Origin of the sequence: Lysinibacillus sp. FSL W8-0992 (assembly GCF_038008685.1) — a bacterium.
GTDB lineage: Bacteria > Bacillota > Bacilli > Bacillales_A > Planococcaceae > Lysinibacillus.
In genome coordinates, this window is sequence record NZ_JBBOZQ010000001.1 from 663,083 (window position 1) to 688,495 (window position 25,413).

At 36.7% G+C, this 25,413-nt stretch carries 28 protein-coding genes and 1 rRNA gene; 1 reads left to right on the top strand and 28 read right to left on the bottom strand.

Going from position 1 to position 25,413, the window contains the following annotated elements; translation table 11 throughout:
* Positions 1 to 2: 2 nt before the first annotated feature.
* The 15 genes from pth to metG form a co-directional block, all read right to left on the bottom strand.
* Positions 3 to 566, bottom strand: coding sequence for an aminoacyl-tRNA hydrolase (gene pth, locus NSQ74_RS03105; protein ID WP_340821444.1), 564 nt, complete (start codon positions 564 to 566; stop codon positions 3 to 5).
* Positions 567 to 780: 214 nt separating this feature from the next.
* Positions 781 to 1,371, bottom strand: coding sequence for a 50S ribosomal protein L25/general stress protein Ctc (locus NSQ74_RS03110; protein ID WP_340821445.1), 591 nt, complete (start codon positions 1,369 to 1,371; stop codon positions 781 to 783).
* A gap of 313 nt (positions 1,372 to 1,684) precedes the next feature.
* On the bottom strand, positions 1,685 to 2,644 hold the full coding sequence (locus tag NSQ74_RS03115) for a ribose-phosphate diphosphokinase (protein ID WP_340821447.1): 960 nt from the start codon (positions 2,642 to 2,644) through the stop codon (positions 1,685 to 1,687).
* A 24-nt stretch (positions 2,645 to 2,668) separates the two neighbouring features.
* On the bottom strand, positions 2,669 to 4,039 hold the full coding sequence (glmU, locus tag NSQ74_RS03120; protein ID WP_340821448.1) for a bifunctional UDP-N-acetylglucosamine diphosphorylase/glucosamine-1-phosphate N-acetyltransferase GlmU: 1,371 nt from the start codon (positions 4,037 to 4,039) through the stop codon (positions 2,669 to 2,671).
* A 272-nt stretch (positions 4,040 to 4,311) separates the two neighbouring features.
* The gene (gene spoVG / locus NSQ74_RS03125) at positions 4,312 to 4,614 is read right to left on the bottom strand and encodes a septation regulator SpoVG (RefSeq protein WP_340821449.1); all 303 of its coding nucleotides are present in this window, start codon (positions 4,612 to 4,614) and stop codon (positions 4,312 to 4,314) included.
* A 699-nt stretch (positions 4,615 to 5,313) separates the two neighbouring features.
* Entirely contained in the window at positions 5,314 to 5,688 is a 375-nt protein-coding gene (locus NSQ74_RS03130; protein ID WP_340821450.1) for a RidA family protein, read from the bottom strand.
* A 3-nt stretch (positions 5,689 to 5,691) separates the two neighbouring features.
* Positions 5,692 to 6,519 carry a pur operon repressor gene (gene purR / locus NSQ74_RS03135; protein ID WP_340821451.1) on the bottom strand — a complete coding sequence of 276 codons (828 nt, stop codon included), beginning with the start codon at positions 6,517 to 6,519 and terminating at the stop codon, positions 5,692 to 5,694.
* A 56-nt stretch (positions 6,520 to 6,575) separates the two neighbouring features.
* Entirely contained in the window at positions 6,576 to 7,442 is an 867-nt protein-coding gene (ispE, locus tag NSQ74_RS03140) for a 4-(cytidine 5'-diphospho)-2-C-methyl-D-erythritol kinase (protein WP_340821452.1), read from the bottom strand.
* Between the two features lie 213 nt (positions 7,443 to 7,655).
* Positions 7,656 to 7,835, bottom strand: a complete 180-nt coding sequence (locus NSQ74_RS03145) for a small, acid-soluble spore protein, alpha/beta type (RefSeq protein ID WP_004229193.1) — start codon at positions 7,833 to 7,835, stop codon at positions 7,656 to 7,658.
* A 113-nt stretch (positions 7,836 to 7,948) separates the two neighbouring features.
* Complete coding sequence (veg, locus tag NSQ74_RS03150; protein ID WP_010857021.1) at positions 7,949 to 8,209, bottom strand: biofilm formation stimulator Veg; 261 nt, start codon at positions 8,207 to 8,209, stop codon at positions 7,949 to 7,951.
* A gap of 156 nt (positions 8,210 to 8,365) precedes the next feature.
* A complete protein-coding gene (gene rsmA, locus NSQ74_RS03155; RefSeq protein ID WP_340821453.1) occupies positions 8,366 to 9,247 on the bottom strand; it encodes a 16S rRNA (adenine(1518)-N(6)/adenine(1519)-N(6))-dimethyltransferase RsmA in 882 nt (293 codons plus the stop codon).
* Positions 9,240 to 9,806: a ribonuclease M5 gene (gene rnmV, locus NSQ74_RS03160; RefSeq protein ID WP_340821454.1), complete on the bottom strand. Its 567-nt coding sequence runs from the start codon at positions 9,804 to 9,806 to the stop codon at positions 9,240 to 9,242. The genes rsmA and rnmV overlap by 8 nt, the downstream gene beginning before the upstream one ends.
* Before the next feature lie 167 nt (positions 9,807 to 9,973).
* Positions 9,974 to 11,185 carry a ubiquitin-like domain-containing protein gene (locus NSQ74_RS03165; RefSeq protein ID WP_340821455.1) on the bottom strand — a complete coding sequence of 404 codons (1,212 nt, stop codon included), beginning with the start codon at positions 11,183 to 11,185 and terminating at the stop codon, positions 9,974 to 9,976.
* A gap of 135 nt (positions 11,186 to 11,320) precedes the next feature.
* Positions 11,321 to 12,091, bottom strand: coding sequence for a TatD family hydrolase (locus NSQ74_RS03170; RefSeq protein ID WP_340821456.1), 771 nt, complete (start codon positions 12,089 to 12,091; stop codon positions 11,321 to 11,323).
* 253 nt (positions 12,092 to 12,344) lie between these two features.
* Positions 12,345 to 14,321 (bottom strand): methionine--tRNA ligase, encoded by a 1,977-nt coding sequence (gene metG / locus NSQ74_RS03175; RefSeq protein WP_340821457.1) that lies wholly within the window; start codon positions 14,319 to 14,321, stop codon positions 12,345 to 12,347.
* 346 nt (positions 14,322 to 14,667) lie between these two features.
* On the opposite strand from metG, the gene NSQ74_RS03180 reads away from it, so the two are divergent.
* On the top strand, positions 14,668 to 14,946 hold the full coding sequence (locus NSQ74_RS03180; protein ID WP_024362580.1) for an AbrB/MazE/SpoVT family DNA-binding domain-containing protein: 279 nt from the start codon (positions 14,668 to 14,670) through the stop codon (positions 14,944 to 14,946).
* Between the two features lie 266 nt (positions 14,947 to 15,212).
* On the opposite strand, the gene rsmI is transcribed toward NSQ74_RS03180, so the two are convergent.
* The 13 genes from rsmI to rrf all read right to left on the bottom strand — a co-directional run bounded on the left by rsmI (position 15,213) and on the right by rrf (position 25,342).
* Positions 15,213 to 16,088 carry a 16S rRNA (cytidine(1402)-2'-O)-methyltransferase gene (gene rsmI, locus NSQ74_RS03185; RefSeq protein WP_340821459.1) on the bottom strand — a complete coding sequence of 292 codons (876 nt, stop codon included), beginning with the start codon at positions 16,086 to 16,088 and terminating at the stop codon, positions 15,213 to 15,215.
* Positions 16,085 to 16,348, bottom strand: a complete 264-nt coding sequence (locus NSQ74_RS03190; RefSeq protein ID WP_340821460.1) for a GIY-YIG nuclease family protein — start codon at positions 16,346 to 16,348, stop codon at positions 16,085 to 16,087. The genes rsmI and NSQ74_RS03190 overlap by 4 nt, the downstream gene beginning before the upstream one ends.
* Positions 16,332 to 17,081, bottom strand: a complete 750-nt coding sequence (locus NSQ74_RS03195) for a tRNA1(Val) (adenine(37)-N6)-methyltransferase (RefSeq protein ID WP_340821462.1) — start codon at positions 17,079 to 17,081, stop codon at positions 16,332 to 16,334. The genes NSQ74_RS03190 and NSQ74_RS03195 overlap by 17 nt, the downstream gene beginning before the upstream one ends.
* A gap of 63 nt (positions 17,082 to 17,144) precedes the next feature.
* On the bottom strand, positions 17,145 to 17,501 hold the full coding sequence (gene yabA, locus NSQ74_RS03200) for a DNA replication initiation control protein YabA (RefSeq protein ID WP_228134245.1): 357 nt from the start codon (positions 17,499 to 17,501) through the stop codon (positions 17,145 to 17,147).
* Positions 17,502 to 17,528: 27 nt separating this feature from the next.
* Positions 17,529 to 18,344, bottom strand: a complete 816-nt coding sequence (locus NSQ74_RS03205; RefSeq protein ID WP_340821463.1) for a PSP1 domain-containing protein — start codon at positions 18,342 to 18,344, stop codon at positions 17,529 to 17,531.
* Positions 18,337 to 19,341: a DNA polymerase III subunit delta' gene (holB, locus tag NSQ74_RS03210; RefSeq protein WP_340821464.1), complete on the bottom strand. Its 1,005-nt coding sequence runs from the start codon at positions 19,339 to 19,341 to the stop codon at positions 18,337 to 18,339. Before holB ends, NSQ74_RS03205 begins: the two co-directional genes overlap by 8 nt.
* Positions 19,342 to 19,496: 155 nt before the next feature.
* Positions 19,497 to 19,937: a YaaR family protein gene (locus NSQ74_RS03215; protein ID WP_340821465.1), complete on the bottom strand. Its 441-nt coding sequence runs from the start codon at positions 19,935 to 19,937 to the stop codon at positions 19,497 to 19,499.
* A 112-nt stretch (positions 19,938 to 20,049) separates the two neighbouring features.
* Positions 20,050 to 20,379: a cyclic-di-AMP receptor gene (locus NSQ74_RS03220; protein WP_024362572.1), complete on the bottom strand. Its 330-nt coding sequence runs from the start codon at positions 20,377 to 20,379 to the stop codon at positions 20,050 to 20,052.
* A gap of 311 nt (positions 20,380 to 20,690) precedes the next feature.
* Positions 20,691 to 21,320, bottom strand: a complete 630-nt coding sequence (gene tmk, locus NSQ74_RS03225; protein ID WP_340821467.1) for a dTMP kinase — start codon at positions 21,318 to 21,320, stop codon at positions 20,691 to 20,693.
* Between the two features lie 17 nt (positions 21,321 to 21,337).
* The gene (locus NSQ74_RS03230) at positions 21,338 to 22,762 is read right to left on the bottom strand and encodes an aminotransferase class I/II-fold pyridoxal phosphate-dependent enzyme (RefSeq protein ID WP_340821468.1); all 1,425 of its coding nucleotides are present in this window, start codon (positions 22,760 to 22,762) and stop codon (positions 21,338 to 21,340) included.
* A 192-nt stretch (positions 22,763 to 22,954) separates the two neighbouring features.
* Positions 22,955 to 24,523: a S26 family signal peptidase gene (locus tag NSQ74_RS03235; protein WP_340821469.1), complete on the bottom strand. Its 1,569-nt coding sequence runs from the start codon at positions 24,521 to 24,523 to the stop codon at positions 22,955 to 22,957.
* Positions 24,516 to 25,049 (bottom strand): sigma-70 family RNA polymerase sigma factor, encoded by a 534-nt coding sequence (locus tag NSQ74_RS03240; RefSeq protein WP_340821471.1) that lies wholly within the window; start codon positions 25,047 to 25,049, stop codon positions 24,516 to 24,518. Before NSQ74_RS03240 ends, NSQ74_RS03235 begins: the two co-directional genes overlap by 8 nt.
* A gap of 177 nt (positions 25,050 to 25,226) precedes the next feature.
* Positions 25,227 to 25,342: ribosomal RNA gene (rrf, locus tag NSQ74_RS03245) — 5S ribosomal RNA — on the bottom strand.
* Positions 25,343 to 25,413: the final 71 nt, after the last annotated feature.

Here is a 25,413-nt window from a genome sequence, read left to right on the forward strand (position 1 = left end):
GATTATGCACCGTTAAATTGGCTCATCACATCAAGAAATGGTTTTGAAAGAGACGCTTCTATTGCATTAACACTATTATCAATAGCATCTGCCATAACAATATTGTCTTCTTTAGAAAACTTTGATAGCACATAATCCGCTACCTTCATGCCAGCCGGTGGACGACTCACACCAATACGAATTCGATTAAATTCCTGTGTTCCTAAATGTTGAATCAAAGATTTAATGCCGTTATGTCCACCCGCACTACCTTTTTGACGCAAACGCAATTTTCCTGTTTCTAAATCTAAATCATCATAGATTACAATTAAATCTTTTACATCAATATCAAAATAGTCCATGAGAGGTCTAACGCATTCACCTGATAAGTTCATATATGTTAAAGGCTTAACAAGTAGAACCTTGCCTTCAGGACGATGTACTGTTGCATACATGCCATTGAATTTTGAAGTTGCTAACGGTGCATCCCACTTTTTAGCTAATGCATCAATTACATCAAACCCAATATTATGTCTTGTATGCTCATAAGGTTTACCTGGATTTCCTAAACCAACGATAATTTTCATAAGTACCTCACTTCTTTCAATCTAATAGTCATTATTTTACCATACTGAGCTATAAGAAAACATTTCGTTCATCCCCGTTATGAACAAATATATGTATGATAAAAATTTATCGGTCCGTCGTAAAAACTGTTCATTTTTACGACAACAAAAAAAGCTATCAAGTCCGTCTTTTACGACTTCCTCGATAGCCTTCCCTTCAAACATACATTTAATCTTATGACTCAACGCTTTCTTCAACTTCAGTATCGTCTGCAGAAACTGTTGGCGCCATAATTGTTACTAAAATATGATCATCTTCGTTCACAATTTCAAAATCTACATGATCGCGAATATCCGCTACCATAATTGTTTCTCCAATTGCTAGTTTCGTAATATCAATTTCTAATGTTTCTGGAATATCAGTAGGTTTAACTTTTATTTTAACTTCCAAATTCGGCTGCATTAAAATGCCACCTTCGCCTACACCAGCTGATTCTCCAACAAGTGTTACCGCTACGTCTACTTCTAATTCTTCAGACATATTAATTGCTAAAAAATCTACATGATTCACTTCATCTTTCAGTGTACATCTTTGTACTTCTGATACAACGACATTTACCCTTTCACCATCTAACTCCACCGGAATGACACCATTACGCCCGTTCTTTTGAACAAACTGTCTAAATTCTTTCGCTGAAATAGAAATTGGGGTTGAATCTAGTTTGTAGCCATAAATAACTGCAGGAATGGCTCCCCCTTTTCTAAGTTGGGTTAATGTCGAACGATGCCCAGCTTCGCGCTTATTTACACTTAAGACTGTACTCATACTATACCTTCCCCTTCCAAGAAAATTATTTATGCCTTAACACTGATGCCACATACCAATTACAGAATTCAATATAAAAAACGCTATTTCTTCTGTTATTAGTTTATGACAGCCGCTAAAGGCTTTTATAATATTTATCTCTCTTTTCGAAAGAGCGTAAATATTACACAGTAACAAATACTATTATACCCTCTAATTTGAATATTCAAACTTAATAGCTATACAAAAAGGACAAATCTACTCATAAATGTAGATTTGTCCTTTTTTTGTCACACATTATGCTATATCAAATATAAATTTATTCTAATTAAAATTAATCGAATAAAGTACTTACTGATTTGTTTTCGTATACACGAGAAATTGCATCTGCCATTAATTTAGCTACTGAAAGCTCTGTAATTTTTGGTGATTTTTTCTCTTCAGAAAGTTGAATTGTATTTGTTACTACTAATTCTTTAATCGCAGAGTTTTCAATACGCTCGATTGCTGGACCTGATAGTACTGGGTGTGAGCAGCAAGCATATACTTCTTTTGCACCGGCAGCACGTAAAGCGTCAGCGCCAATTGTAATTGTACCTGCAGTATCGATAATATCATCAATCAAGATTGCCACTTTACCATCAACATTACCAACGATATTCATCACTTCCGCAACATTTGGTTTTGGACGGCGTTTGTCAATAATTGCAATCGGTGCTTTTAAACGTTCTGCCATTTTACGCGCACGCGTTACTCCACCGTGGTCAGGTGAAACAATTACGATTTCCTCAGAAGGAATACCTTTAGATTTGAAGTAATCAGAAAGTAAAGGTACCGCCATTAAGTGGTCAATTAAAATATCGAAGAAACCTTGGATTTGTGGTGCGTGTAAGTCTAAAACGATAACACGTGTTGCACCAGCCGTTTCAAGTAAGTTTGCCACTAATTTAGCTGTAATTGGCTCACGCGCTTTTGCTTTACGGTCTTGACGAGCATAACCATAATAAGGCATTACAACGTTAACTGTACGAGCAGATGCGCGTTTCACAGCATCTACCATAATTAAAAGCTCCATTAAATGTTCGTTTACAGGTGCAGAAGTAGACTGCACGATAAACACATCACAACCACGAATACTTTCTTCAATACTAATTTGAATCTCTCCATCGCTAAAGTGCTTAACTGAAGATTTCCCTAATTCAACTCCCATTTCTTGCGCAATTTCTTGGGCTAGTGGGTTATTAGAATTGAGTGAAAATATTTTTAATTGTGAGTTTGCATATTGATACGGCATGATGGCCTCCTGTTTATTTGATAATTATTTTGAATTTAATTTGCTTACATAATTCGGTTTGTTTTCTTGTCTTGCACGCGCAATTGCTAGTGCATCCTCAGGAACTTCTTTTGTAATTGTAGATCCTGCTGCAATAAATGAACCTTTTCCAACTTTCACTGGCGCTACTAAGTTAGTATTACATCCTACAAATACATCATCTTCAATAATTGTTTGGAACTTGTTCTTCCCATCATAGTTTACTGTAATAGAACCACAGCCAACATTGACGTTATTACCTATTTCAGCATCTCCAATATAGCTTAAATGAGATACCTTTGTGTCGTTACCTAATTTACTTTTCTTCACTTCTACAAAGTTACCGATTTTAACATGGCTACCGATATCAGAAAGTGGACGAATATGTGCAAACGGTCCAATTGCTGTATCTTCCGCTACAGTGCTTTCTCGTACAACAGATGAATGCACAGAAGTACGGTCACCAATACGGCTATCGATAATTTGTGTATTTGGACCGATTAAACAATCTTCTCCAATTACAGTTGCTCCTTCAATCATAGAGCCTGGTTGAATCACTGTATCACGACCAATTACTGCATCTGAGCTAATGTACGTAGCATTTGGGTTAATGATTGTCACGCCATTACGCATATGACGCTCATTAATACGCGCACGCATTAACTCTTCCGCTTGTGACAATGCCACACGGTCATTCACACCGAGTGTTTCTTCAAAATCATCCGTTACATAAGCTTCAACGATATCGCCTTGTTTTTGTAAAATTTCAATTACATCAGGTAAATAAAACTCACCCTGTGCATTATCATTTTTCACAAGTTTTAACGTTTCAAATAATGCTTTATTATCGAAGCAATATGTCCCAGTATTAATTTCTTTTACTCGTTGCTGCTCTTCACTTGCATCTTTTTGTTCAACAATTTGCTCCACCTGTCCACCATCGCCACGTAAAATACGACCATAGCCAGTTGGATTTTCTGCAACAGCTGTTAAAATTGTTGCTTTTGCATTTTTTGCTTGATGATGCTCAAATAAAGCTTTCATCGTTTCAGGGCGAATAAGTGGCGTATCACCGCAAACAACTAATGTTGTTCCTTGTTCGCTACCTAAAATTGACTCTGCTTGTTGTACTGCATGTGCTGTACCTAATTGTTCAGCTTGTAAAACATACTCGCTCTTATCTCCAAGTTGTTGTTTTACTTTTTCTGCACCATGTCCTACAACCGTTACGATGCGGTTCACATCTAACGTTTGAATGTGATCCACTACATGCTGTACCATGGGTTTCCCACATACTGGATGGAGCACTTTATATAATTTGGACTTCATACGTGTACCTTGACCTGCAGCCAAAATGACAGCAAAAATATTGCTCATCAGTAAGTCCTCCAATACGCTCATTTTCTCTTATGACTATATAGCAAAATTCATCTATTTTCAAGGCATGTAGAATTGACTAAACGGTGAATTCCTAAATCAAACACACCTTATGCTCGAATGTAATGAGCTATACACTACAATTTGCTGTTTTTCTCTTTTTTGAAAAATAAAAAGAACTCCTCAATGATTGAAGAGTTCCTTTTATTTTCTTCCGCCAAAAGGATACTTATTTGTAAATAACCTTTAAACGAGCATTTATTTTCATAAAACTATACGCCAATTCCTTCTAATTCTGCTGCTTGTTCCGACTCTGGCACATTGCTAGAGTTATGATAAGCGTTTAAAATAATCTCTTGAATTTTGTTACGTGTCGTTGAGTTGATAGGATGCGCAATATCTCTAAATTCGCCATCTGGTGTTCGTTTACTCGGCATAGCGACGAATAAGCCTGTATTCCCATCAATAACGCGGATATCATGTACCACAAACTCATTGTCGAGTGTAATGGAAGCAATCGCACGCATGCGACCATCCGTTTGTACATGACGTAATCTTACATCAGTAACTTCCATTTTCTCACCACCTCTCATCTTAGATGCCTAAATGAAAATATTATATTCATATTACCGAATATTTCCCTTTTCATAGTCTACCAAATTTTCTAAAAAATTTGAATACTTCATTTTTAATTCGTTACAATATTTTCTCTAGTTTACGGTAAATTTGACAATTGTTTGTCAAATTTTTAAAAACTAATTAAATACACGGCGTAATGACTACCTTTTTGCCTACTAGATACGTCCATCTAAAAATTTGTGACATTCAATGAATCCTTTAACTTGTTTCAGCAAAGGTTTGAGTCCACACTGAAATCAGTGCATATTTAGTTTTTATTCGCCTCTTTTAGAATTAGAACGCATATGCTAAAGCTAGTTAATAAAAGCACTATAAATGACCTTTTAGCGTATTCTTAAAAGCCATCAAGAAGTTCAACTCGATGGCTTTTTTCTTTTTTTATTCTTTGATGCTCCTAAATTAGAATTACGCTACCAACGTGTTCAGTTGATTGGCGTGAAAGGCCGCGACGCGACTTCTACTTAGTACAGCACACAACGTAATGCGCAACAAACCGCGCGTTAACGAGTTGCGGCTTACAGAGTGCTAGGCAGAAGCCGCCACATGCACCGTAAATCAATAGCAGTATAAATCTATAATAAAAGAATAAAAGCCCTTTAAAAGAGCTTTAAGTTCTTTTAAAGGGCTACTAATTTTTATTTTACGATTGCGATAACTTCTATTTCTACTTTCACATCTTTTGGTAAGCGTGCTACTTCCACTGCTGAACGAGCTGGTTTATGCTCTCCAAAATGACTTGCATATACTTCATTCATAGCTACAAAGTCATTCATATCCTTCATAAAGACTGTTGTTTTTACTACATTGTCTAGTGATGAGCCTGCAGCTTCTAGTACTGCCTTTAAATTAGCAAATACTTGGTGTGTTTGAGCGACAATATCACCCTCTACTAATTCGCCTGCTGCCGTTAATGGAATTTGACCTGAACTATAAAACATCCCATTAACGATCATTCCTTGTGCATACGGTCCAATTGCTGCTGGTGCATTCGTTGTAGATACTACATTCATTTGTCATTTCTCCCTTTTTGTAAAATAATTGCCTTCACTTAATGCAATCGTACGATCTTTTTCATTGACCTCATGAAGCTTTACAAGTGAATAGTAATCATCTACTAAAGTTTCGTCTGCATGCTCTGCCTCAACTAGCACAGCGATGCCTGCTAATTGACAGTCAAACTCTTCTAATAGATTCTTCATGCCATTCATCGTACCACCGACTTTCATAAAGTCATCGGTAATAAGTACACGCTGTCCACTCTTCATGCTTCTTTTAGATAATACCATTGTCTGAATTCTTCGAGAAGAACCAGATACATAGTTTATACTAACTGTAGAGCCTTCTGTTACTTTGCTATCTCTACGAACGACAACAACTGGAACATTTAAATGCCTTGCAATGGCATGGGCAATAGATATCCCCTTTGTTGCTACTGTCATAATAACATCGATTTGCTGGTCAGCAAATGCAGATGCAAAAACCTTCCCAACTCGATTAATTAAATCTGGATTGCCCAATAAATCCGTCATAAATAAATAGCCACCAGGTAACAAACGATCTGAATGTTCAAGCTCAGCTTTTAAATCCTGGATGACTAAACGAACTTCCTCTTCGGACATTTTAGGAATATACTTCACACCACCTGCTGCTCCTGGCACTGTTATCAATAACCCGATTCCTTTTTCTTCGAAAGTTTCTTTAACAATCGTTAAATCTTCACTGATCGAAGACTTTGCGGATTGATATAATTCTGAAAAATAAGTTAGCGGGATCAGCTGATGTGGATGTTCTAGTAAATAGTACGTCATATCAACTAGTCGTTCACTACGCTTCCATTTCATGCGACCCTCTCCTAAACACGAATATTTATAGGTAAAATTAACACAATTATGCGTTTTTAAGCAAGCGTATTACGCTCCCCTAATATGCGCACAGCATATACTTCTTCACAAAAACCTCGTAAGCCATTGTAAATTCTGCTCACTCTCGCCTCAGTATCCACGAGACCAAAGACCGTTGGACCGCTTCCGCTCATTAACGTCGCATCTGCGCCAAAACGTTTCATCTGTTCTTTTAACATAATAACTTCAGGATGTAGCTTAAATGTTACAGTTTCCAAAACATTTCCTAAAGATGCACATAGTAGCTCATAACTTTCTGTTTCAATTGCTTGGATCATTTGCTTTGTATTAGGATGCTCAAGCCCTTCAACCTTTAAGCCACCATATACTTCTGCTGTTGACACCCCAATTTTAGGCTTAGCTAACACGACCCAACAACTTGGCGGTGCAGGTAATTCCTGAATTTTCTCCCCTCGCCCAGTTGCTAGTGCAGTACCTCCGTATACACAAAAAGAAACGTCTGAACCGATTTTAGCACCAAGCTCCGCTAGCTCGTCTATTGATAGTTTTAAATTCCAAAGCTCATTTAAACCTTTTAGCGTTGCCGCTGCATCGCTACTGCCTCCTGCAAGACCTGCTGCAATCGGTATTTCTTTTTCAATTGTAATGGATACACCTTGTCTAATGCCGTATGTATCTTTTATAAGACGCGCTGCTTGATAAGCAAAATTGCGGTGATCATTTGGTACGAAATTATCCGTTGAAATAATTTCAATTACTCCATCTTCTCGAGATTCTAAGCTAATGCGATCTGCCAAATCGACAGTCGTCATGACCATCTCCACTTCGTGATAATTATCTGGTCGTTTATAAAGAACATCTAATGTTAAATTAATTTTTGCAGGCGCCTTTACATAAAGCATCTTACTTCCTCCCTCATAACTACACGCATAAACAGCCGTTCGTTTTTCGCGCAAGATAATTCATTTTATTTTACCATAATGAGAAAGCAAACTGAAAAAAGAACCGTTTTAAAAACGGTTCTCTCTCGTCAGTTGTTTTGTTGTGTTCAGCATCGGCTCAATTCCTAGCTGAATGAAGTAAAAATGTAAGCAAGTTATTTAATGCGAAGTACACTACTTACGCTCTTGCTCACTGCTTGCTCTTTCTGCCATCTCAATGGCACGTTTCACCATGTTACCAGCATCTCGAGCTTTGATTCCGCCCCAACCTTCTTTTTGCACAACATCATAAAATCCAAGTTCTTTGGCGATCTCTTCTTTTAAACGAGGTGACATGATTCCCTTTCTAGGCATGCAAACTCCTCCTTAAACAACTGACGAAATTAGTATGTCCGATAAAACGAAAAACACTCATGTAGTTTTTAACATACATGAGTGCTTCAAAATATAGAAATAAGTACTAGAAACTATTTCGCGACAGCAGCCTGTGCTTCGTCTAAAAATGTAATCTCTACTGCCTCAGTTAAAATATCTGTGTAGCTATACGATACGCGTTTGCACGTATTGTCTTCTTGATCAAGTTCAACTACAAAAATTGCGCGATATGTTTCACGCAATATCCCTGCACACTCGACCGTTTTCTTGCGACCTCCGTTTGCTTTTAACTGCAAACGTTTACCCAAATGACAATCCAACGACTTTTTAATGTCCGCTAAAGTTTTTGGCATTTTCGCTTACACCTCACTATTACCTAGTATAAGGGATACGCCCAAAAATGTCAACAAAATATAATATTTTATCAGCCCTCTATAAATGTTGTCAACTTATTTTTTTCAAAAAAATACGTTTTTTTTTCATTTCGACTGAAAATGTAACATATTTTTTCACTTTGCAAAGGTTGGGTATAAGGCATCCGCTAACTTTCCAAACTCTTGAATTGACAACGTCTCACCACGACGAGTTGGGTCAATATTCACAGATTCTAAAGCTTCAATTATTTTTTCTTTATTTGCTTTACCATTTGGTAGACCCGATTGTAAATTATTTAAAATTGTTTTACGGCGCTGTACAAATGAAGCACGTGTTACTACGAAAAGGAAATCCTCGTCAATAACATTTACCGGTGGCTCATTATGCTTAATAAGGCGAATAACTGCTGAATCTACATTTGGTTGTGGCATAAATACAGTTTTCGGCACAGTCATAGCAATTTCAGCCTTTACATAATACTGAATTGCAATAGATAGTGAACCATATTCTTTTGTTCCAGGTTTTGCTGTAATGCGATCAGCGACTTCCTTCTGCATCATCACAACAAATCCACGTATTGGTAAACGATCATTTAGCAATTTCATTAAAATAGGCGTTGTAACATAATAAGGCAAATTAGCTACAACCATAATATCTTCAATGCCTGGCATTTCTTCCTCAATGACCTTCGCCACATCAGCCTTTAAAATATCAGAATGAACGATAGACACGTTATTATATGGACTTAACGTATCTGCTAGTACTGGTAATAAGCGCTGATCTATTTCAAACGATACGACCTTTTTTGCGCTGCGTGCTAGATGCTCTGTTAATGCACCAATGCCTGGTCCTACTTCAATTGCGCCACTATTTTCCGTTAAATTTGCATGACTAACGATGTTTCTTAAAATATTTGGATCGATTAAAAAATTTTGTCCTAAACTTTTTTTAAACGAAAATCCATATTTCTTCAAAATTTCCTGTGTTCGAATCGGTGTTGCAATATCCTTATGCATTATTTTCCTCCTGATCTACCTGTGCGACAGCTGCACCAAATTGCAGTTCTGTTATTTGAAACATTTTCAATCTTTTATGAAGTTGTTTACCATTTGTTGCACCTATATTTAAAATTTCTCCTAGACGATCTCGGCGGCTTTTCGCCGATGGATGACCAATTAAGCGAGCAGTCATTAAATCTTCTAGTGTAATATCATCAGCAATGGGCTCAGTGCTATTTGGCGTATAAACAAGACTTAACGCCTCACGAATATCCTCATCTGCCGCATGCTCAATACCTAAACCTTTACCATTCTTCGCAATTGTTTTGGATTTCGGTAAAAAGGCATGTTTAACACCTTGTACGTGTTGTTCAATAATTGCTCGAATTCTGCGTCCTGGGTAATCAGGGTCTGTGAACACTATGACACCTCGTTTATCCTGTGCATGCTGAATACGTTTAAGCGTCTCTTCTGAAATGGCAGATCCATTCGTTTCAATCGTATCTGCCTGAACAGCTCGCTTAATGGCGGTTGTATCATCTTTTCCTTCAACGACAATCACTTCTTGTATTTGCAAAAAGGCTCCTCTTTTCTACCTTATCTTCAGACCATTTTACAACTGCCCTGTATGATTGTACAGAAATACAAAGCTATTGCGTCGTATACATGAAAAAAGCTTTCCTGCCAGTCAATACAGGAAAGCCAATGCTTAGTGAAAACATTTTGATATTTTTTACAATTTTTTTAATTTAATACTTTAATGCGCACTTTCTTGCGTCCCCAATTACGAGCTTGTGCATCTGATTGTACTAGTATGTCGATCTTATTACCCTTAATTGACCCACCAGTATCCCCAGCAATCGCTGTTCCATAGCCTTCAACCCAAACTTTTGAGCCTAGTTTAATAACAGATGGATCTACTGCAATTACCTTTAAGCCAGAATCTGAACGTAAGTTAATGCCAGTAGCTGATGTTCCTGAACAACCCTTACAGTAAGGTGTATAAGCGGTTGCAGTTACATAAAACTCTTTCCCACTAGATGGCTCCGCTGAACCACGAGACACAGTTGTAGTGCTTGCTACTAATTGTTTAGTACCAACGGCAACTACTTGTTTCTTTGGCTCATTTATGACTTTTTCAGATTGTAAATTTTTCGCGACAATTTTGCCGTTTTCTTTAACGACTTCATACGTTCGAGAAATTTTACCCTTCTCGCCCGTAGTTACTACTTTTTGTTTTCCTTTTAGCAAAGAAGCATCCTGCTTCTTTTCAATTGCGAAATCTAATGAGTCTTCCACTACATCGATAACCTTTTCTACGCGAACTACTGCGATTTTACTCTCTGGAGTGATAACGTCCTCCAGGTTATTCTCGACACGATCGAATTCATTTAGCTGAATTCCCTGTTGTTTTAAAAAGTTAGCGACCGTAGTCGAAGTGGACCAAACTTGTCTATTTTCTAAACCATCGACAAGCGTTAACTGAAACGCTTTTTGAATATCGATTTTGTTATCTGCTCCTACTTCTGTATCCAAGCTCTGCTTTAATGTATCATGCTCTGATACTTCGATATTTGCTTCCTTCAAAATGTTCTTCACTAGTTTTTCAGTTGTCCAAACTTTTGACTGATTTCCATCAACTGAAATTGTTACTTCTTTTGCCTGTTCCCAAGTAATTGCTAATCCATTAACAATTTTGGCATTCAGAGAGGGTGATATTTTATCATGCGCTGCTACGTCTATATTTTGATTTTGTAATAGTTCTTCTACAGTTTTGGCATGTGTTGCTACTTCAATTGCTTCCCCGTTAGCGCTAAGCGTTACGGTTTTTTTAGTACCTTGGAAAAGTACGAATGAAATTACTGATACAAACAGGACAAGTGAAACAATTCTTATCACTGTTTGCTTACTCCTCAATGATCCTAAGAACAAGTTTTTCATGGAATTATTTGACATGAAAAAACGCCTCCTTAATACAAAGTTGGATTATACGGACTAGAATTAGCACTGTCAACCCGATTGTATTTCAAAAAAATTTGACCATGCTATTTTAGCCAACCGCAAACACAGTATTGGAGGCACTTTAGCTAGTTAATCGTCAATCCTAAAAAATTTTTTTGCATTGGCAGTCGTTACTTGTGCAACTTCCTCAATTGATATTTCTCTTAAACGTGCAATTTCCTCTGCAACTAACGGCACCAATGCTGGTTCGTTACGTTTACCGCGATATGGATGTGGCGCTAAATATGGCGCATCTGTTTCAATCATTAAGTGCTCTAAAGGTATTTCCATAGCGACTTCCTTCGGCATACGGGCATTTTTAAAAGTCACTGGTCCACCAAGACTAATCATAAAATTCATTCCAATGCATTGACGGGCAGTTTCTACACTTCCGCTATAACAATGCATTACGCCTCCAACAGTAGCTGCGTTTTCTTCGCGCAAAATGTTGACTACATCTGCTGTCGCCTCTCTGTTATGAATAATAATTGGTAAATTTACTTTTTGCGCTAAATGAATTTGCTTGCGAAAAAGGGCTTGTTGAATATCTTTTGGTGATTTATCCCAATAATAGTCTAATCCTGTTTCGCCAATTCCGACGATTTTAGGATGTGCTGCCAATTCTTCGATCCATTTTAAATCCTCTTCAGTACAATCAATGGCATCTACTGGATGCCAACCAATAACACCATAAATAAAATCATATTGCTCTACTAATTCCATTGTTTTTTCAATCGTTTTACGATCAAATCCTACAACTACCATAGTTTCAACTTTTGCTTCAAGAGCTCGATCAATGACTTCTTGTAAGTCTTCTTGATACTGCTCTGCATTCAAATGTACATGTGTATCGATAAACATTGCCATTCTCCTAACATTGATTTTATTAAAAAATATTATTTCATATTTTTCATCAGTATTACAATTTTGTTACAAACAATTTAGTATTATGACAATACACATATATATATTCGTCATAACTATTACCATATACCTAAAATTCGTCAATTTACGCATTGCATAAATTATCCTAAAATAATTAAACAACCATTTTTAGTCCAAATTTACAATGGCCTGCTGAATATTTTCTACTCAGCAGGCCATTCTTCGTTTTTTATTTTACCTTTGCACCATTTTCAAGTTTTGGATCAACGGATGCAAGCTTTAAAATTCCATCTTTTTCGCCAGCTAATATCATTCCTTGTGATAATTCACCACGTAACTTAACAGGTTTTAGGTTTGCAACTACGATTACTTTTTGCCCCACTAATTCTTCAGCAGAATAGTACTTTGCAATACCCGAAACTACTTGGCGTTGCTCATAACCAAGGTCAACCTGAAGCTTTAATAATTTATCTGCTTTAGGGACTTGCTCACATGCTGTAACCGTTGCCACACGTAAGTCAACTTTCATAAAATCATCAATTGAAATTTCCGGAATTTCTGGAACCTCAACAGCTTTTGATTCTACGCTTGGTTCTTCCTCCTGAGAAGTTTTTACTGAGCCACGCATTTCCTCTCGAATATAAGTAATTTCAATTTCGCTATCTAAACGAGGGAAAATCGGCGTTCCTTTTTCTACCACTTTAATGTTTGCTGGAATAGTATTACCGAATGTTTCAATTGTTTCCCATGCTAAGAATTTGTCATCTAGACCCAATTGTTGGATAATACGTGTCGGCGAAGATGTCATAAATGGTTGTAACATGACTGCAATATGTTGCAAGCTCTCTGCCAAATTTCGCATAACAGCCCCTAATTTTGGCTTATCTTCCTCATCTTTAGCAAGAACCCATGGTTGTGTTTCATCAATGTATTTATTTGTGCGTGATACTAGCGTCCATAGGTCGGCTAATACGACACTAAATTGCATTTTTTCCATACTTTCTTCATATTTAATACGTACTGATTCTGCATGCACTTTTAATGCCTCATCAAATTCAGTAGATTGAAGATTTTCTGTAGGAATATTGCCATCAAAATATTTGTTAATCATAGATATCGTACGGTTTAATAAATTGCCTAAATCATTTGCTAAATCAAAATTTGTTCGCTCAACAAACGATTCTGGAGAAAATACACCGTCAGAGCCAAATGGGAGCTCTCTTAATAGGAAGTAACGCGTTGCATCTAATCCATAACGCTCGATAAGCATCTCAGGATATACAACATTTCCTTTTGATTTAGACATTTTACCGTCCTTCATCATAATAAATCCATGTGCGAAAACTTTTTTAGGTAATGGTAAATCAAGAGCCATTAAGAATATTGGCCAATAGATTGTATGGAAACGTACAATATCTTTTCCAACTACATGCACGTCCGCTGGCCAATATCTGTTAAATAATGTTTCATCATCTGATAAGTATCCTAAAGAAGTAATATAATTTGTTAACGCATCTACCCAAACATAAATTACGTGTTTTGGGTCTCCAGGCACTTTAATACCCCAGTCGAATGAAGTACGTGAAACTGATAAATCTTCAAGCCCTGGTTTAATAAAGTTGTTAATCATTTCATTTTTACGTGATTCTGGCTCGATGAAATCAGGATTTTCTTCATAATAAGCTAATAGTCGATCAGCGTATTTCTTCATATTAAAGAAGTAAGATTCCTCTTTCACTTTGTGTACGGCACGTCCACAATCTGGACATTTACCATCTTCTAATTGTGTCTCTGTAAAAAATGACTCACAAGGTGTGCAGTACCAGCCTTCATACTCACCTTTATAAATATCGCCGTTATCTAAAAACTTTTGGAAAATCTTTTCGACAGTTTTTTTATGACGTTCCTCTGTTGTTTGAATGAAATCATCATATGAAATGTCCATTAATGTCCAAAGTTTTTTTGCTGCCTCGGCAATCTCATTTACATATTCCTGAGGATGCTTGCCAGCTTCTGCTGCCTTTTCTTGAATTTTTTGTCCGTGTTCATCCATCCCTGTTAAGAAACGTACATCATATCCACGTAAACGTTTATAACGTGCTATCGTATCAGACGCCACTGTCGTGTACGCCGTACCAATATGAAATTTTCCACTTGGATAATAAATCGGGGTTGTTATATAGAATGTTTTGTTTTGTTCGTTCACGAGAACTGCCTCCAATGTTTCACAGTATAATATCTATTCTATCGAAGTACGAAATTCGTTTCAATGAAAGTTTATTGAATGCGAAAATTGTCGAATATTATACTAATCCATTTAATGTATTTTATAAGAAGCTTTTTTACTATAAAATAAAATCTATAATAAAAACCTTTTAAAAAAATTGAAATAACAGTTTTCTTCTCAAAAATTTTTACAATTAAGAGATTATTACTGTATTAATTAATTGACGTTTATGGCATTACTTGGTATGATAACTATCAGACAAAGAAATAATGTCGAAATTTGACGAAATACAATATAACTTTTACTTTTAGGAGGAAAAATAATTATGAAATCAACAGGAATTGTTCGTAAAGTCGATGAATTAGGTCGTGTGGTAATTCCAATCGAACTTCGCCGTACATTAGGTATCGCTGAAAAAGACGCTTTAGAAATCTACGTAGATGATGACAAAATCATCCTAAAAAAATATATGCCTAATATGACATGTGCTGTTACTGGCGAAGTTTCTGATGATAACTTCCGTCTAGTTGGAGGCAAATTAATTTTAAGTCCTGAAGGCGCAGAAATGTTAATGAAAGAAATCCAATCTAGCTTAAAAAAATAATTTCTTTCTAGCACCTAAATCGAGAACAAAGATTTAGGTGTTTTTATTATTTGATAAAAATTTCTTTTTATAATGGAAAAGTAATATACATGATTCCCTTATAATGTCCATGTCAGACATCTTTTATTAAGATTACTCTTTTTTACAATTATTATCAATTTTAAATATTTTATTTTAACAAAGAAAATTACAGTATATTGTAAAATTTTGTATAAATTAATCAAAAAAGGTTGCCTCTATTGAGACAACCCAGCTTTTATTGACACTTACTCACTATGATAAGTATTATAAATATCTCGTTTTGCTACTTGACGTAGTTTTGCTACTTCTTTAATTGCTTCCTTAGAAGTAACGTCTGTTTCAGCAATAATATAATCGACGTGTTCCACAACACTCATGTCTTTCCAATATGCCTCTTCTTGATTGTCTTCTTCTGCATTTTGATTTCCTTCTAGAACAATGCAAAATTCTCCTCGAATTTCTTCGATTTGTGACCACTCAACCGCTTCTGTTAAGGTACCACGAAGGAATTCCTCAAATTTCTTTGTCAGTTCACGTGCTAGCACAATACGACGATTGCCAAGAATTAATTCCATATCCTTTAACGTTTCCTTTAAGCGATGTGGCGCCTCATAAAATAAGATAGTTTCTTGTCGATTTTTTAATTGCTCTAATTGCTGTCGTCTCTCTTTTTTCCCCCGGTTTAAAAAACCGTAAAAGAAAAATGGCTGAGGTGTTAATCCTGACGCAATTAAAGCTGATATTGCTGCATTGGCACCTGGTATTGGTACTACCGCAATTCCTTCCGCGATTGCCTTTACGACAATATCTGCTCCAGGATCAGAAATACAAGGTAGACCAGCGTCACTAACTAATGCCACCGTTTTTCCTTCTCGCAAAAAGCCTAATAGCTTCTCTCCCCCAGCATCGATATTATGTTCGTGGTAACTCACAAGTGGCGTATCAATTTCAAAATAGTTACAAAGCTTCTTTGTATTACGTGTATCTTCAGCAGCGATCACATCCGCTTCTTTTAATATACGAAGTGCACGTACACTCATATCCTCTAAATTCCCAATTGGTGTTGCTACTAGATATAAGTATCCTTGATGAGTGTGCATCGTACTTTTTTGTGATTTCACGATTTATCCCTCCCTATATATTTTGTTTTTTGCGTCCGTGTTAACTGCTTAAAAGCATATTCTGCTCGCATCGCTTCTTGTTTTGTGTCGAAAGCTTCGACATATATACATTCTACAGGTCCCCTTGCCTTTGTATATTTAGCACCTTTACCTGCATTATGTGCGGCAACACGCTTGTCTATATTATTTGTATAACCTGCATAGTACGACTTGTCTGCACATTCTAATACATAGAAGAAATGGCTATTCGTTTTTTCCATAGAGCATTTCTCTCACTTCTGCTGTATATTCATTGTTTGCATCATAGACATAAAGTGGGGGTAATATTTTCAAATCTGGTTTACCATCCTTTATTCCTTCTATTAATAAGGTATTGGCTTCTTTCCCCTCTTTCGGATAAATTAGCTGCATTCTTTTTGGTTCTAATCGATTTGCTCGCATCGCAGTGACAATATCTAAAAGGCGGCCAGGTCGATGAACAAATGCTGCTTTTCCACCTTGCTTTAATAATTTACTTGCAGACTGAACCGCTTCATCGAGTGTTAAATGTAGCTCGTGTCGTGCAATAGCATGATGTTCACTTAAATTTTTATCACTCGCTTCATGTGCTAAGAAATACGGCGGGTTACATGTTACTACATCATATTTTTCGACCCCTAATTGTGATGGAATTTCTTTTACATCACCAAGGACCATTTTGATTTGTTCCTCTAAGTTATTATAACGAATACTTCGCTCTGCCATATCAAATAAACGTGGTTGTATTTCTACACCTGTAATTTGTCCTTTCGTTCTGGCACTTAAAAATAGTGGTATGACACCATTACCCGAACACAAGTCAACAATTTTTCCTTTATAATAAGGTACATTGACAAATTTCGAAAGTAGCACTGCATCCAATGAAAAAGAAAAGACAGATGGGCTTTGAATAATACGTAAATCCTCTGCCAACAAATAATCTAGCCTTTCATCATCCTTTAACCAATTTTCCACGAATCTTCCTCCTACTATACAAAACAAAAGACTGACACCACCGAAGCGGGAATCAGTCTTCTATTACACATTTTGCTTGTTTAAAAATGATAGACAAAACAGACAGTCTTCACCTTTACGTGAACTCCCAAAATGAACATGACAAACGTGGAAGCCCTCTTGGTATAGACGTGCTAAGTTATCATATCCCTCGCCAATATCTAATGGAATCTCTTTCTTCTCATCTGCAGCCTGTACGGTGTTCTCTTTAGAAAGGAGTTCTTCTAGACGTGTACGAAGGTGATGATTTTCTGTTTCGAGTGCCTTATGTTCTTCCATCATTAACGCTACAAATTGCTTCAATGCACCAAATTGCTCCTGCATTGCTTCGAGCTGTTGTTCGAACTCCATAACGGTATCTAAGAAATTACGGTCCTTCACCCAAGCCACCTCGTTAAATTCTCTATCTTATATAAGATTTTTTTCGCATGCCAGCAGTTCTTCTAGTGTATACTCAACCGTGCGCTCCTGCTCTTGTAAATATACTTGAACAATTCTTTCCAGCACATTTAAACCTACAACTCTTCCGCGGCCATCTGGTGTCATTGTCATTTCACCAACATCTGGCATACCTTCTTTTGCTTCTTCATACTCATCGTTTTCATACTTTAAACAGCACATTAAACGACCACATAACCCAGATATTTTTGATGGGTTTAAAGATAAATTTTGATCTTTTGCCATTTTGATAGACACTGGATCAAAATCACCTAAAAATGTTGAACAGCATAGCATTCGGCCACATGGACCGATACCACCTAATAATTTTGCTTCATCTCGTACACCAATTTGGCGTAGCTCGATACGTGTTCTAAAAACAGAGGCTAAATCTTTTACTAAATCCCTAAAATCGACCCGACCTTCTGCTGTAAAATAAAAAATTATTTTATTACGATCAAATGTATATTCTACATCAACAAGTTTCATCTCTAGTTTGTGTTCTATGATTTTTGCACTTGCTAGCTCAAATGCCCGCTTTGACTCGATTGCATTTTCTTCAACTTGGATTCGATCCCGTTCATCTGCTGGTCGTAGTACTTGTTTAAGTGGTAATACGACATCATTTTCCCCTACTACTTTTTGAGGGACAACTACCTTACCATATTCTACACCGCGAGCTGTCTCTACAATGACATATTGACTGTCTTCTAGTAGAAATGATGCTGGATCGAAATAATATATTTTACCCGCTTTTTTAAAGCGGATTCCTACTACATTATACAAATGTATATCCCTCCTGCAGATTAAGCATTAGCTGCTCCATCATTAACGTCCTATTCATGTTACGCTGTAAAGATGCGCGCGCCTGTAAAATAGCCTCCATTTGACTAGATAGGCGTTCGAAAGTCGAATGTAACGCAGCTTCTTTAAAAGTCTGTAACATGTCTGGATAAGTACAAGCTGCTTCGGGATTAGCTTTTATTGACACTATATCACGGTAAGCAAATAGTAGTAAATCCAATGCTTGCTCCATTTCGCCTTTTTCCTTAAATAGTGGCAACCATTCCTCATGCACAACAATCATAGCTTCATGTACATTTTGGCGAATTGCCTCTACTAATTTTAACACTGTTTTTCGAGCCTGTGCAAACTGCTCATCTTTTGCTAAAAAAATAGCTGTTTCGAGCTCGTTCGTCATCATGCTAACTGTAGAAGCCATGGAGTGGGGAATTTCGTTTTCTTGCAAATGCTTTAACAATACTTGTCTAGGCATTTTTTGAAACTTAACATGCTGACAGCGCGAACGAATTGTAGGTAATATGGATTGCATCTGCTCTGTTAACAAAATAGCCGTAACTTCTCCATCCGGTTCCTCTAAAAACTTTAAAATCATGTTAGCTGATGCTATATTGAGGCGATCTGCGTGATGGAGTACGTAAATTTTCCGTCCTTGCTCTACACCCATCATCTTCATCTCAGCTATAAGATCACGTATTTGATCAATTTTAATAAATTGACCTTCAGGATAAATTTGATGAATATTCGGATGATTTCCCGAATCTACTCGTCTGCAATTTCGACATGTTTCACATGGAACATTTTTTTGTGGATGTTCACATAGCATTAATTTTACAAAAAAACGCATAATATCCACTTTCCCTGTCCCTTTTTCGCCATCAAAAATGTATGCATGGGCTAATCTATTTTTGTCAAAAATCGTTTGAAGCTGCTTCATTACGACTGGCTGTAGTGTGAAAAGCTCTTCAACATTCTTCGCCATTTTTTATTAAATTCCTTCCTATATCAATAAAGCCTTTTAGACTTGTACAAGTAAATTTATTTCAGTAGAAATACATTCCACCAATTTTAATATTTAAAACCCTACTGAATCAATTTGAAAAAAGCCCGCGCCTACAAGTGAACAAGACACGGGTTTTACATATATAAATTAATTAATAGACCTTTAATCTCTCCGATTTTATCGAGAAGGTCAATCGCTTCTTTTTCTTCGTCTAAAATATCTTGTGCAAGTTCCACAAGACGACTATCAATTGTTTCAATAATTTTTAATCGTCTTCCCTCACCAAAGCGATTCCATGTATGTGATTGTTTTAATTCCATTCCATGTTCTACAGTTTCCTGTAAAAAACGCTTCACAAGCATTTTAAAACGAGCAAGCTCTCGCAAATTTCGGGATCTTGCAACACGGTCACCAGCAGTAGAAATATCCCCCAACAATCGTGTTAATTGTTCGGTTTGCAATTTTGAACCTTGCTTAACGACCATATCACCGAATCGGTTGTTTTGATTATTATTTTGAAGAGGCTCTGTACGATTAGTATTTAACCCGACACGTATATCTTGATTGATCTTCAAGCTGCTTTCGCCCCCAATTGCTTTCTTATAAAATTCATCTTTATGTGTGAATTCGTACTGTCTGCTTGGCAATTCTTACTGAACAACATATTTATCTTTTATTTAAATACCGTTAAAAATGGTGAAATTGTTCAATCGGTAAAACAAATACAGTAGCGCCCCCTACCTCTACCTCCACTGGATATGGTATATAGGAATCTGCATTACCACCTAATGGTGAAACAGGTGCAACCAACTGTTCACGCGCTCGACAATTATCACGGATAATATCTAAAACTTTGGGTATGAGAGAGTCTTCTGTTCCAATTAAGAACGTCGTATTACCAGAGCGTAAAAACCCCCCTGTACTCGCTAATTTTGTTGCGCGAAACTGATTTTTCGTTAAAGCATTCGATAAGCGGCTACTATCCTGATCTTGTACCACAGCTACGACTAACTTCATTCGCACTCACCCCTTTTATATAATTGGCCTTGATAGAATTTATTCAAAAACAGCAACTTCTACCATCAGTTTTAACTTCAATTAAAACAAAAGCACAAAATTATTTAAGCTCTCGTATTATTACCACGAAGTATAAATTGCGCTAGAAAAATTCACTTCTTTATTTTATCATTGATTTGCGTAACCGATGATAATTAGTTCAATTGCATTCTTCTTAGCACCTATAAGGAAAGGTCCTCTTCTATCCGATGCAGTTCATCTGTCACCGTATGTTACCATTATATCACAATATGGTAGCCGACTTCATGTTTTTACTGTATTGCTTCGTACAATATTGCCCATACATCTTCAACTACACGCTCAATACTTTGGTCTGCATTGACGACATTTATACGTTCTGGATAACGTTTTACTAATTGTAAATATCCTTCACGCACCTTTTTGTGAAAAGCCAGACTTTCAACATCGAGACGGTTCACTTCTCGGTCACTATGTGCATGAATACGTGCTAAACCAACCTCTGGAGAAATATCAAATAGAATTGTTAAGTCAGGTAATTTCTTCCCTATTGCAAATTCATTAATGGAAAGTACCTCATCTACACCAATGCCACGTGCATATCCTTGGTAAGCTAATGATGAATCGATAAAGCGATCACAAATTACCATTTTTCCAGCATCTAAAGCAGGTCGTACTTTTTCAAAGTAATGCTGACTTCTAGCTGCCGCATATAATAATGCTTCTGTACGCTCATCCATTGCTGTATGCTCCGGGTTTAAAATGATTGTACGAATCTTTTCAGCGATTTCAATGCCTCCAGGTTCTCTCGTTGCTAAAACATCTATATTTTCTAGTAATAACCGTTCAGCGATTTTTTTAATAACGGTTGTTTTGCCAGCACCTTCTGGACCTTCGAATGTAATAAATAAATTGCACTTCATGCTGTTATTGCCTCCAACTATTTAATGACCTCAATCATTTTTTCTTCTAATCGGTGATTTCCTTGGAAAGTTGCACCTGTTGCAAGTAATTCTTCTAGTTGACTTAGTTTAGCCACTGTAATTTTCTCACCTGGAACAAGTAATGGTATACCAGGAGGGTAAGGAATAATCATACTTGCAGCTGTACGTCCCATCGTTCGCATATAGGGTAGCCATTCCTTCTTCATATTCGCTATTTCATCGAACGAATACATTGGTTCTGTAATAGCTACAAAATTGTATGCTGTTTGGGAAACAGCTTGTATTTCTGTTTTTTCAGTGTTTAATAATGCTGTAACAGCATCTTTAATGCGAACGCGTATATCTGCAAACGGGTAACTGTACCCTTGCTTTAAAAGTGGCAATACAAGTAATACTTGGTGTGCATCTGCAAGCTCGGCATAAACATACTTAGCTTCTAATGCTTCTTGTAATTGATAACCACTATAACCTTTGACTCGGAGCAATAACTTTATAGGATCATCTACTTCAATTACTTCAAGTGAGCCAATTGCACGTAATGCTTCAGCCCATTGATTTTTTTTCTCTATTATATATGCGCCATCACTCTCCATATATGTCTGTATATAATAGCGTGCATCATCTAAAGAAGCTAACAATACATACGATGGACTGCTGGATTGTAACATACGTAAATAGTGATGAATACTTTCAACATTCACTAATTCTGAGTTCACATGCATAAAAGAAGCCATTGTCATAGCTGGCAATGTTTTGTGTGCTGACTGTACAACAACATCTGCACCAAAGGTCAATGCAGATGGCTGAAATAAAGAACAGGCACTAAAATGAGCACCATGAGCCTCATCTACCAAAACAGGTATTTTCTTTTCATGACAATATGCCACTTGCTGTGAAATTTCGTTCGATGTCATACCGTAATATGTGGGGTATGTTAATACAACTGCCTTTGCCTCTGGATAACAATCTACTGCCTGTTTTAAATCGTGATAAGAGACATGTGTTGCTGTTAATGTTCGATCATCCCACTGAGGAGAAACATATACTGCCTTTGCTCCAACTAGCTCAATTGCGTGAAATATAGACTTATGTGCATTACGTTGTACGATAATCGTATCGCCTCTTTTACATGTAGCATAAATCATAGCTAAATTTCCTACCGTAGAGCCACCTACTAAAAAAAAGCTTTTCATCACGCCATATGTATCAGCCAGTAAATTTTCAGCCTCTAAAATCATCTCTTCAGGGTAATGCAAGTCATCTAGTCCTGTTAATTCTGTCACATCGTAACGCATGACATCTTTAAAAGCTTGTGGTAGATGTGACAATTCACCATGTTTATGTCCTGGTACATGAAAAGATATATTTTGTTGTTGTCGAAAACGCTCTAAACCTTCTACAATTGGCTTTTTCTTTTGCAAAACAAGACACCCTTTTCAATTTATTATCCTTTAATTATACGGGATTATTGCAGGATAAAAAAGCTATCCTACAAAATAGGATAGCTTAAGATTTAAGGTGTAGAAAAAAACAATTAAAGCATTTGATTTTAAATTCCCATTGATATAAAAACTCCCTGCTAAAACGATTCAAAAGAGTTCCACTAATTTTAGCTACTGAATTGGCATAAAGGCAACTTGCCAAATACCGTTTTCATTTTTCACCATTTGATAGCCCATGTCACTTTCATTTTGTGTAAAAAGGATGACTCCTCCATGATCGGGCAGTTCTTTAAATGTCCCATTTTTCATCGCTTTCGCCATTTCCAATGCCCAAGATCTATTTCTTTCTGCCTCTACTTGTGTATGTTGACGCATATGATCGGCCTCGCTCCATTTCGAATAGTTTTCCCGAGTTGTATATAGCCGATACACAGTTTGTTCATCGGCTAAAAATTTCGCGTATAACTGAACACGAGCTATCGTCAATGGATCTACATCACGAAATATTTCCACATCATTTTGTTCTCTAAAAGCATCATATAATGCCCTTTCCGTTTTGGACCATTCATTAGCTATCTCTAATGCTTCATAACCTAGCACTTTCCCTATAATTAGAGAATCCGTAATTTTCGTCATTATACCGTGTCCCCAATTATCTGCTGCTACATAATATTCGCCTGCATCAAGAGGCAATTCATCCATATTCCAAAAAAAATATTTACGAATTTCATTTTCATCAAAAGTCGCACCATCCTCTTTCAGCTTGTCGATATATGCTTCAAACACATCGAAGCCCATTTGTGTGGCAAAACCATAGTATATATCTAGGGGTATTGTATTTACTATGATCGTTCCATCCTGAATGGCAATCTTTTCTCCAGGCAATCCTACAATACGTGCTATCGTCTTTGTTCCATCCTCGGCATTTACATATACAACGTCGCCTCTATTTAAATTTTCAACATTTGGTTCAATAACAATAGGATAGGACGTATATTCATGGTTACCACGGTTCATCGCATTACTTGTATACTGTATCTTATATTGTTGTCCCGTCATATTACCTATCACAGGGACCCTATCATCAATGTCTGTGGACGCCCATTCAATGGAATTCATCCGTTGCATTGATCCATCAATATATTCGTAAACTACACGTGCTACAGGTTGCTTGCTAAAGGCGAACCAAAACATCCCAGCATTGGCTACCTCCAATATCTTCCCTTCCTGTTTTCCAACTATAACTTTCTTTAAACCGTTGCTTCTCTCTGTACCACAATATAAATAAGGCGCCTGTCTAGAGTTTAAATAATGCACAGTTACATCTTCTGTACCAAAACCATTTGTACAATGGTCTGTGGAAATCCATTCACCATCCTTAAAAATTAAATATGCAGCATGAACTAGCAAACTCGAATCTGTCTGTACTTTATAAACAACAAGAGCATCTTCCTTTTGCAACACATTCATTTCTTCATAAAGAATTTCATCTGCGCCACTTTCTTGCAACCATAATGCTAGTGACTCTTCTTTGGATATATTTGATTCAAACGACACAATCACGGCAAGCAAAACTATAAGAAATATTGAGCCACACATAATAAGAGGATACTGCCATGAACGTTTACGGCTAGTATTTCTTCTAGCTATTATTTCTTGCATGACTCGCTTTTCATTTGCCTCTGAAAATCTTGATTCATCACTAAATAACTTATCAAAATCATGCTTTATTTTATTCATGCCGTAACACCTCCCATTCTGCTTCATCTAACCTCTGTTTTAGCATCTCCCTTGCACGTCTCAATCTTGTTTTAATTGTATTCTCAGATAGATTCAGTAACTCTCCAATCGCCGCAGTGGTCAGTTCTTCATAATAAAACAATATAATTACTTCACGGTACTTCACAGATAACTGTAGAACACTTTTAGCAATATCCAGCTTCTCTAAACGTTGTAACATCTCACTATCTATTGAACACTTTTCTGCATAGATTTGATTTAACCAGTAGTTCGAAATTATTTGTCTTCTACTTTTCCAACTACGTAAATAATCATGACATCGATTAATTGTTATTTTAGCTAAGTAAGTTTTTAATGTAGCACGTTCCTCAAATTGATGATGCGTTTCGAAAAACTTAATAAAGACATCCTGTACAATATCTTCAGCTGTAGCCCAGTCCTTAACATATAAATACGATAATCTCATTAAATAATCTCCATATGTATGCATAATTTCCTTCATAGCTTGTGCTTCATACTGCTCCATACAATCCCCCCTTCTATCATGTTGAAATTACTAAATATAAATTTTACTCAATAGACGGATACAAATGAGCTATAGTTTCATTTTCTTTTTATGTACTTTTTTAACTAATGGGAAGGAATCAATTACTTTAGCAAAAACAAAAAAACACCGAAGATTTCTCTTCGATGTTTTGAATGTGCCTAGCGACGTCCTACTCTCACAGGGGGAAGCCCCCAACTACCATCGGCGCTAAAGAGCTTAACTTCCGTGTTCGGTATGGGAACGGGTGTGACCTCTTTGCCATCATCACTAGACTTATGTACAGCTTGCAATATACAACGTAAATTGAAGCTTCCTTTTTTGAAAGATTTGTTCTTTCAAAACT